This window comes from Mesorhizobium sp. M1143 (assembly GCF_040318435.1).
Classification (GTDB): Bacteria; Pseudomonadota; Alphaproteobacteria; order Rhizobiales; family Rhizobiaceae; genus Mesorhizobium.
Map to the genome: position 1 here is coordinate 1 of NZ_JAMYMJ010000097.1, position 7,907 is coordinate 7,907.

The window sequence follows — 7,907 nt, forward strand, 5'->3', positions numbered from 1 at the left end:
CCTCCATACCCAGCCGACATGATGAATCAGATATTCTCCCCGATGGGAATCCCTCGCGATTCCATCAGGTCAGATTATGCTCTAGATGTGAGCTTTCGGGAAGTTGTCCATTCGGACCGAACCGAGGAGACTGGAGTTACCAGGCTTCAGCACTCACCGGAGGGTCCGAATGAACATCCACAAGAATGCCCGTCTCACGCCGCTGCGTCGAGAGGAGATGGCGCTGTCGGTGATAGAATGCGCTTTCTCCAAAGCCCATGCGGCGCGTGTCTACGGCGTGTCGGCCAAGATCGTGGCGGGCTGGGTCGAGCATATAAGGCCGAAGGGCGGGCAGGCATGATCGACCTTTCCTCGCGGCCCACCCATATGCGTGTTGAGGATGGTGAGGGCCGCCATCACGCGTACCCTGTGTTTGCTATGGACGAGACCTTTTCCCTTACCGGTGGAAGCCGCCTGCTTCGATCATACGACTTGACCAGCGTCACGCAGCGAGAGCATGCTGGCCAACAGAGAGACTTTGACAGTCTTCTCCATTTCCTTCCGCTCTTAGGACCTTGTCGGTCATGAAGCGGGCGATCGCGACGCCGAGGCTGGCGTGATCCGTCCGTGGCAGGCAGGCCCTGGCCCTGATTGCCGAACACTCGGATCCAGGCCAAGATAGCTCACAAGCTTCTGCGGCTACTCGAAGCGCGACACGTCGCCGATCGCCGCCTTCATTGCAAGCGCGACGGTCATGTCGATGCCAGAAATAGTCATCAGACGCTTCACGCCCTCATCTTCAAGGGTCGAGCGGGCAAGATCGCGTTCGATGACCTGGAGGTCATCGCCCAATCGGTCGAACTCGCGCAGATGGTGCCGAGGCGCAGAAAGACCCGTAGCACCCCGCATGCATCGCGCACCGCATAATGGCCGATCCCGAACGGTTACGTGCCCCGCAGCGTGCTGTTCCAAGCGGTCTCGATAACGCGGGGCTGAGCGTTGCCGTTTACCAAATCGCGGGCGCGGGCATCGAAGCCGCTTGCACTGACGCGTCCGACGTTCAGACAGAAGGGCCGAAGCAGGCCGTATCTCGTTCTCGTGGTCACGCAGTTTGTTGACGAAGAACCCTCGCCACGAGCAGCGAGCGGAGCTCCTAACGCGCCACCGACATGCACCGTCTTGAACCAGTCCGAGCGGATCAGATGCGCGATACATTCATCGTTGCGGTCGTTTTTGTTGCGGTTCATTGCGACCATGGCCGCCTTGGCGTGTCTGGCCTCGATGCACGGCTGGAAGGCCGAGTTCCTTCGGTCCGAAGAACAGCCACTGCGACAGCGGTCTGGGCTCCAGGCCGACGCGGACCTAGCCCCACCGACTGGCAGATATCGGACGAGTTCGCCAGCACCATCACCCTGCGCCTGTCGCTTCACCGCAGCAGCGCAAGACCAGAAACGAACTCAGAATTGGATCAAACTGGGGCAACGTCGCCATGATGCCCACGATCGGCGCGTCACAAGGCGTAGATACCGGACAAGGCATATCGAGGCGAAAACGTTATCACCAATCCAGTGGGGCGTAGTGCGACTTGTCGCTGCCAAGTTACAGCAAGTCTGCTCGGTATAGTTTCCCGCACAACCAGGCGCTGGCGCCTGGAATCAGGCAAACGGCGAATATCAATGGCCGCGTGCTATTCAAGTAGCTAGGCTCCGTATCCAGTCGCAGGTGGCGATCAGTACCATTTGCCTCCTGAGAACCTTTTATTCCGAGCTCCGGACGCCTCAGCCTGCGTGGCTTCGTCACATCGACCTGATCGTAGGTGCGATTATGCACAATCCTTGAACTCGTTCGGTAAGTGAGACATTTCAAAATAAGGCAGCTATCCGGGCTAGCATTTCAGCGACCTACGAATTTTGATGCAAAATGTCCTCGTCTAGACGCTAGCGTCGTGAGATGTCGCAACTCAATCAGACGCTAGCCTCGATAGAGTACAAATGAAATTTAACCCTGCCGACGATCAATGGGAAATTCCGCGCCGGATAGAGTCCTATGACCGGCCTTGCTAAGGCGCGCCAAGGGCCGCACTGTGACGAACTGGGGGTGGAGTTTTTACAACCAACGTCACAGGGAATTGGCGAGGCGCCGATCTTGCGGGTATCGGACCTGCGGATTGTTTTCAGAACTCGGGAAACGACGATCCACGCCGTTAATGGCATCAGCTTTGAACTTCTGCCTGGCGAACTGCTTGCTGTGGTCGGAGAAAGCGGCTCCGGCAAGAGCGTTACGATGATGTCGCTCATGAAGCTTCTGCCGTCTCCGCCTGCCGAAATCGTGTCTGGGCGAGTTAGGCTCGGAGATCGGGATCTTCTATCGCTTCACGCAAGCGAAATGGGTAAGATCCGCGGCAACGAGGTTGGGTTCATTTTCCAGGACCCCATGACGTCGCTCAACCCGGTCTTGACGGTCGGGTACCAGTTGATGGAGCCATTAAGGAAGCATTTGGGTCTCAGCCGTGGCCAGGCGCGGGAGCGTGCGCTCGAGCTTCTCTCCCTGGTCGGCATACCCTCGCCACAGGAAAGGATTAACGACTATCCTCACCAGTTCTCCGGCGGGATGCGCCAGCGGGTGATGATCGCAATTGCGCTTGCCTGCGATCCAAAGTTGCTCATCGCCGATGAGCCGACGACGGCGCTTGACGTAACCATCCAGGCCCAGATCCTGGAGCTCGTCAAGAAGCTTCGCTGGGAAATCGGCATGAGTATCATCTGGATTACGCATGATCTTGGTGTGGTAGCCGGAATCGCTGATCGGGTGATGGTTATGTATGCCGGACTCGTTGTCGAATGCGCCACTGTCGACGATCTCTACTCAGATCCCCGTCATCCCTATACGCGCGCGCTTCTGGAGACGTTACCGAGGCCCAACCAGGGGGGAGAGGAGCGATTGAAGAGTGTCCTCGGTCAACCGCCACACCTTACCGCCTTTCCGACGGGCTGCCCTTTCGCACCACGATGTCCGCACGTCTTCGATCGCTGCCGCGTCGAGAGGCCGCCGCTGATGCCGGTGCGAGAAGGTCATGAAGCCGCCTGCTGGCGGGACGTGACCGAGCAGAGTCCGCATGTCTGAGCCAAGCATCCTCACAAGACAAGCGCGCCCTAGCCGCAACGACGTCCTGCTCCGCGTCAGTGACCTGGCCGTGCACTACCCAACTTATCACGGTGTCTTCGGGCGCCAAGCTGGCGCTATCAGAGCGCTCGACGGCGTGAACCTGGAAGTCAGGCGCGGCCAGACGCTCGGACTGGTGGGCGAGAGCGGGTGTGGGAAGTCGACTACAGGGCTTGCCATCTTGCGTCTTTGCGACACGACCGGGGGGCGCATCGTGTTTGATGGCGAAGACATCACGCATCTGAAGGGTAATAAACTCCGCCGGGTCCGCCCGCGCATGCAGATGATCTTTCAGGATCCGCAGGCGTGTCTCAATCCGCGCATGACCGTCGGCTCGATCATCGCCGAACCGCTCAATGAGCACGGTGTGCTGAAAGGTACGGAAAAGGAGAGGCGGATTGACGAATTGCTCGATTCCGTCGGTCTTAATCCGAGGTTCGCTAGTCGATATCCGCACGAATTTTCTGGCGGACAGCGCCAGCGAATTGGGATCGCAAGGGCACTCGCGCTCAATCCCGACTTCATTGTCTGCGATGAGCCTATTGCCGCCTTGGATGTCTCCATCCAGGCCCAGGTAGTCAATCTCCTCAAAGACCTTCAGGAGCAGTTCTCGCTGACATACCTCTTTGTCAGCCACGATCTTTCAATGGTCCGTCACCTCTGTGACCATGTGGCGGTGATGTATCTGGGCAAGGTGATGGAACTCGGCCCACGCGACCTCATCTACAAAGATCCAATGCATCCCTACACGAAGGCGTTACTTTCTGCGGTCCCGGTGCCGGATCCGAGGGTCGAACGTGCGCGCCACCGCATTATCCTGGCGGGTGATGTGCCGAGCCCCGCCAATCCGCCTTCGGGGTGTCGATTTCGCACCCGCTGCCCGGTCGCATTCGACCGGTGCACGGCAGAGCAACCGGCATGGCGAAAAGTGGCTGGCGACCGATGGATCGCTTGCCATAAGGCCGAGTGAAGCAGGGGAGGCGAGATCCCTCGCAGGAAAGCTAGTGGGCCCGCGATCGCAATGAGGATGGATTGTTAGGTCAACAAGGCAGGAATAAGCCAAGCCGAGGTTTGAAAAAGGGGAGAACAACAGAATGTCTGCATTGAAACTTCTTATAACCGCTGGGACAATGACCCTATTCGTGACGTCTGCATCTGCCGATCGCGGTGCAGACGGCGTCGTGAACATCCTGAACTGGCAGGCAGCTTCGATGATGAACCCTTACATCTCGGGACAGGACAATGACACCATTCCTGCCTCGCTGGTGCTTGAGCCGCTCGCCAGCTACAACGACAACGGCGAACTATTTCCCCGCCTTGCAGTAAACATCCCGACCATAGAGAACGGCGGCGTCTCGAAGGACATGAAGTCGATCACCTGGATCTTGAAACCAGGTCTTGAGTGGTCGGATGGCACGCCTGTTACAGCACGGGACGTGGTCTTTACCGCGAACTACTGCATGGACCCAAAGATGGGCTGCGCGGTGGCTTTTGGCTTCGAGGGTGTAGAGAAAATCGAAGCCTTGGACGATTTGACTGTGAAGGTAACCTTCAAGGTCCCTACCGTAGTTCCTTACACCTTGTTTGTGGGCTGGTTTTATCCTGTCATTCAGGCAAAACAGTTCGCTGATTGTCTCGGCGCTAAGGCTCCAACCTGCACGGAAGCCAATTTCTATCCGATCGGCACCGGACCGTTTGCCGTCACCAGCTTTAAGCCGAGCGACGCGATTCAGTTAAAGGCCAATCCGCATTACCGCGATCCAGAAAAGCCGAGCTTCTCCATCGTCAACTTCAAGGGCGGTGGCGATGCGCTAGGAGCAGCCCGCGCCGTTTTGCAGACAGGCGAATTTGACTATGCTTTGAACTTGCAGATACCTCCGGACGTGCTGAGCAAAATGGAGAAAGCGGGCAAGGGCAAGATCCAGTTATCCTTTGGGACGTGGGTCGAAACGCTCTTCATGAATCTGACCGATCCATCACCGACCCTCCCGCCGGACGAGCGTTCGACTGTCAAGCATCCAAATCCGATCCTCAGTGACGTTCGTGTGCGCAAGGCTCTGTCGATTGCAATTGACCGTGCTACGTTAAGCGAGATCGGCTACGGCCCGATGGGCAAGCCTACTTGTGACTGGATTACGGCGCCGGCGAACTTCGCCGCTGGCAATACGGAGTGTCTGAAGCAGGATATTCCGGGCGCCGTGAAGCTTCTTGAAGAGGCGGGCTGGAAATCGGGTGCCGACGGAATCCGGGAGAAGGACGGCAAGGAGCTTAAGCTTACTTTCGTGACTACGACTAATCCAATACGAAATCAGGCACAGGCGGTAATCAAACAATGGTGGCACGAGATCGGCGTCGAAGTTGACTTGAAGAGTGTTGATACTTCTGTCATGTTCGGCGGCGATACGAGCAATCTGGAAAACGTACAGAGGTTTTATACCGACGTCCAGATGTGGGTCAACTACGCCAACGGTACCGATCTCGGCTCGTACGTTACAACTTTCACCTGCAACCAGGCTCCGCGGCCGGACAATCAGTGGCAAGGCTGGAACGCCCCACGATACTGCGACACGAAGTATGACGCGCTGGTGACAGAACTCGGTAGCACCGCTGACATCGAAAAACGGGCCGAGATAGTGAAACAGCTCAATAACATGTTGCTCGACAGTTACGCGATCGTGCCGTTGGTCTGGCGCGCCAGCGTCTCCGGCATCTCCGACACGCTGGGGGGATCCGTCTTGAACGCCTGGGATTCTCCGTTGTGGAACGCTCAGGACTGGTATCGCAAGAAGTGAAATTGACCCCGCGTTCTTGTAGGGATAAGGGCGCTCGGTTTTTCCATGTTCCAAGCCGGTCGCGGGCATTATTGCCCCGGCCAGCAGCAATAGGTCCGGCGCATGCTTAACTATGCCATTCGACGAATACTTATCGCAATTCCGACGCTGTTATTGATCAGCCTCGTGATCTTCTCGCTGCTCAAAATCGCGCCAGGCGATCCGTTATCGCAGTTGCCCCCTACCATTCCACCTGAAGTGCGCGCGAACATGCGCGCCGCTCTTGGCATCGACAAACCGCTGATCGTGCAGTATCTCCTCTGGCTGAAGCTATTCTTCGTAATCGAGCCGCTGCATGGCTTCGACGTTCTGTTCGGGGCGCACTTTTCGGACGGTATGCAGCGCATTATCTCTTGGCAATCGCGCGGCCCGGTCGTCAGCGTCATCGCCGAACGCCTTCCGCAGACGCTGCTCGTGGTTGGCCTTGCCTATATAGTCGGGGTGCTAATTGCTCTGCCGATCGGTATCGTATCGGCTTACAAACAATATTCGGCATTCGATCAGCTCGGCACTTTCTTTTCGATGCTCGGCCTTGCCGTGCCGCCTTTTTTCTCAGGTGTTCTTGCAATCCTGATTTTCGCCGTCTATCTCGACTGGTTTCCGACGATCTACAACACTAATCTCGTCATCAACAGCTGGAGCAGTTTCATTGAGCAGCTTCGGCAGATGGTCATGCCAGTGATGGTGCTGGCCGTGCAGACCACCGCCTCCATCAGCCGCTATCTACGCTCGTCGATGCTCGACAATCTCAATCATGACTATGTCCGCACGGCTCGCGCCAAGGGCATGGGCGAGGCCACGGTCGTGTTCATCCACGTCTTGCGCAACTCGGCGATCCCTGTCGTGACCGTAGTAGCGCTGGGCCTGCCGAGCATTTTCGGCGGCGCCATCGTGACCGAACAGATATTCAAGGTAAACGGAATCGGCCAGCTTCTCATCACCGCCATATATGCCAACGACGTGCCGATGGTGCAGACATTGGCTTTCATCTTCGCAGTGCTGATCGTCGGCTTCAATTTGATCGCCGATCTGCTCTACGGCTTGCTCGATCCCAGGATTCGCTATGACTGAGTTGCTACACGACGAGGTCGCGAAAGAAGTCGTCGAGGCGCCTGTTTCGCAAACACGAACTATCGATTCCATTGCCGATGACCCTGTGTTGCTCGCGACGCCGTCGCGCAATCAGTGGTGGGACGTGTGGGACCAGTTCAGGGCCCACAAGGGCGCGCTTGCCGGAGCTGCTGTCTTCTTCCTGATTGTTGTCGGCGTCCTCTTAGGCCCGTTCGTTTGGCGCGTAAGTCCCACCTATATCGACTTCACGAATTTAAACGCGGGACCAAGCTGGTCCCATCCGGCGGGCACAGACCAGCTTGGCCGCGATCTACTTTCTCGGGTGATGACAGGCGGTCGGATATCGATCGCTGTCGGCCTAGCGGCGATGATCATCTCAATTCTTCTCGGCACTTCTATAGGTGTCGTCGCTGGTTATTTTAAATCGCTCGATGGGCTGCTGATGCGGCTCACTGATCTCTTTCTGGCATTGCCGGTCCTGCCGCTGCTTTTGATCGCAATGATGTTATTCCGCGACGCGGTAGCGAGCTCTCTCGGCATCGTTATGGGGAATTTCATCCTCATCGTGTCGGCCATCGGCTTGACGAGCTGGATGCAAACCGCGCGCATCGTTCGCGGCGAGGTGCTGTCTGTCAAGCGGCGCGAATTCGTGTTGGCATCACGCAGTATCGGCGCGCCGCCGCGCCGGATTATTCGTCGTCATGTGCTGCCCAACATCATGTCGCCGATCATTGTCTCAAGCACTCTCCAAATCGCCGACGCGGTAATTGCGGAAAGCTTGCTGTCGTTTCTGGGCCTTGGCTTTCCCCCGGATTTTGCGACCTGGGGCCGGCTGCTCTATGAAGGCACCGACTACATTCAAGA

8 protein-coding genes and 1 pseudogene are annotated in these 7,907 nt (G+C 57.3%); 6 read left to right on the forward strand and 3 right to left on the reverse strand.

What is annotated here, in order from left to right; translation table 11 throughout:
* Positions 1-169: 169 nt before the first annotated feature.
* Positions 170-369: pseudogene (locus NKH35_RS30250) on the forward strand (leucine zipper domain-containing protein); the annotation flags it as partial.
* A 192-nt stretch (positions 370-561) separates the two neighbouring features.
* Here NKH35_RS30250 and NKH35_RS32100 read toward each other — a convergent pair.
* The 3 genes from NKH35_RS32100 to NKH35_RS30260 form a co-directional block, all read right to left on the reverse strand.
* The gene (locus NKH35_RS32100; RefSeq protein WP_502907012.1) at positions 562-666 is read right to left on the reverse strand and encodes a hypothetical protein; all 105 of its coding nucleotides are present in this window, start codon (positions 664-666) and stop codon (positions 562-564) included.
* 12 nt (positions 667-678) lie between these two features.
* Positions 679-831, reverse strand: a complete 153-nt coding sequence (locus tag NKH35_RS32105; protein WP_502907013.1) for a hypothetical protein — start codon at positions 829-831, stop codon at positions 679-681.
* A gap of 92 nt (positions 832-923) precedes the next feature.
* The gene (locus NKH35_RS30260) at positions 924-1,226 is read right to left on the reverse strand and encodes a hypothetical protein (protein WP_352917362.1); all 303 of its coding nucleotides are present in this window, start codon (positions 1,224-1,226) and stop codon (positions 924-926) included.
* 799 nt (positions 1,227-2,025) lie between these two features.
* On the opposite strand from NKH35_RS30260, the gene NKH35_RS30265 reads away from it, so the two are divergent.
* The 5 genes from NKH35_RS30265 to NKH35_RS30285 all read left to right on the forward strand — a co-directional run.
* Positions 2,026-3,102, forward strand: coding sequence for an ABC transporter ATP-binding protein (locus NKH35_RS30265; RefSeq protein ID WP_352917364.1), 1,077 nt, complete (start codon positions 2,026-2,028; stop codon positions 3,100-3,102).
* A complete protein-coding gene (locus tag NKH35_RS30270; protein WP_352917366.1) occupies positions 3,095-4,111 on the forward strand; it encodes an ABC transporter ATP-binding protein in 1,017 nt (338 codons plus the stop codon). Before NKH35_RS30265 ends, NKH35_RS30270 begins: the two co-directional genes overlap by 8 nt.
* A gap of 124 nt (positions 4,112-4,235) precedes the next feature.
* Complete coding sequence (locus NKH35_RS30275; protein WP_352917368.1) at positions 4,236-5,933, forward strand: peptide ABC transporter substrate-binding protein; 1,698 nt, start codon at positions 4,236-4,238, stop codon at positions 5,931-5,933.
* A 102-nt stretch (positions 5,934-6,035) separates the two neighbouring features.
* Positions 6,036-7,043 carry an ABC transporter permease gene (locus tag NKH35_RS30280; RefSeq protein WP_352917369.1) on the forward strand — a complete coding sequence of 336 codons (1,008 nt, stop codon included), beginning with the start codon at positions 6,036-6,038 and terminating at the stop codon, positions 7,041-7,043.
* The coding region (locus NKH35_RS30285; protein ID WP_352917370.1) for an ABC transporter permease at positions 7,036-7,907 on the forward strand (872 nt) is incomplete at its 3' end. The genes NKH35_RS30280 and NKH35_RS30285, both read left to right, overlap by 8 nt.

Bases quoted from the DNA above. Each gene is read 5' to 3' on its own strand.
- NKH35_RS30260 (WP_352917362.1), bottom strand. From the start codon at position 1,226: ATGAACCGCAACAAAAACGACCGCAACGATGAATGTATCGCGCATCTG.
- NKH35_RS30265 (WP_352917364.1), top strand. From the start codon at position 2,026: ATGACCGGCCTTGCTAAGGCGCGCCAAGGGCCGCACTGTGACGAACTG.
- NKH35_RS30270 (WP_352917366.1), top strand. From the start codon at position 3,095: ATGTCTGAGCCAAGCATCCTCACAAGACAAGCGCGCCCTAGCCGCAAC.
- NKH35_RS30275 (WP_352917368.1), top strand. From the start codon at position 4,236: ATGTCTGCATTGAAACTTCTTATAACCGCTGGGACAATGACCCTATTC.
- NKH35_RS30280 (WP_352917369.1), top strand. From the start codon at position 6,036: ATGCTTAACTATGCCATTCGACGAATACTTATCGCAATTCCGACGCTG.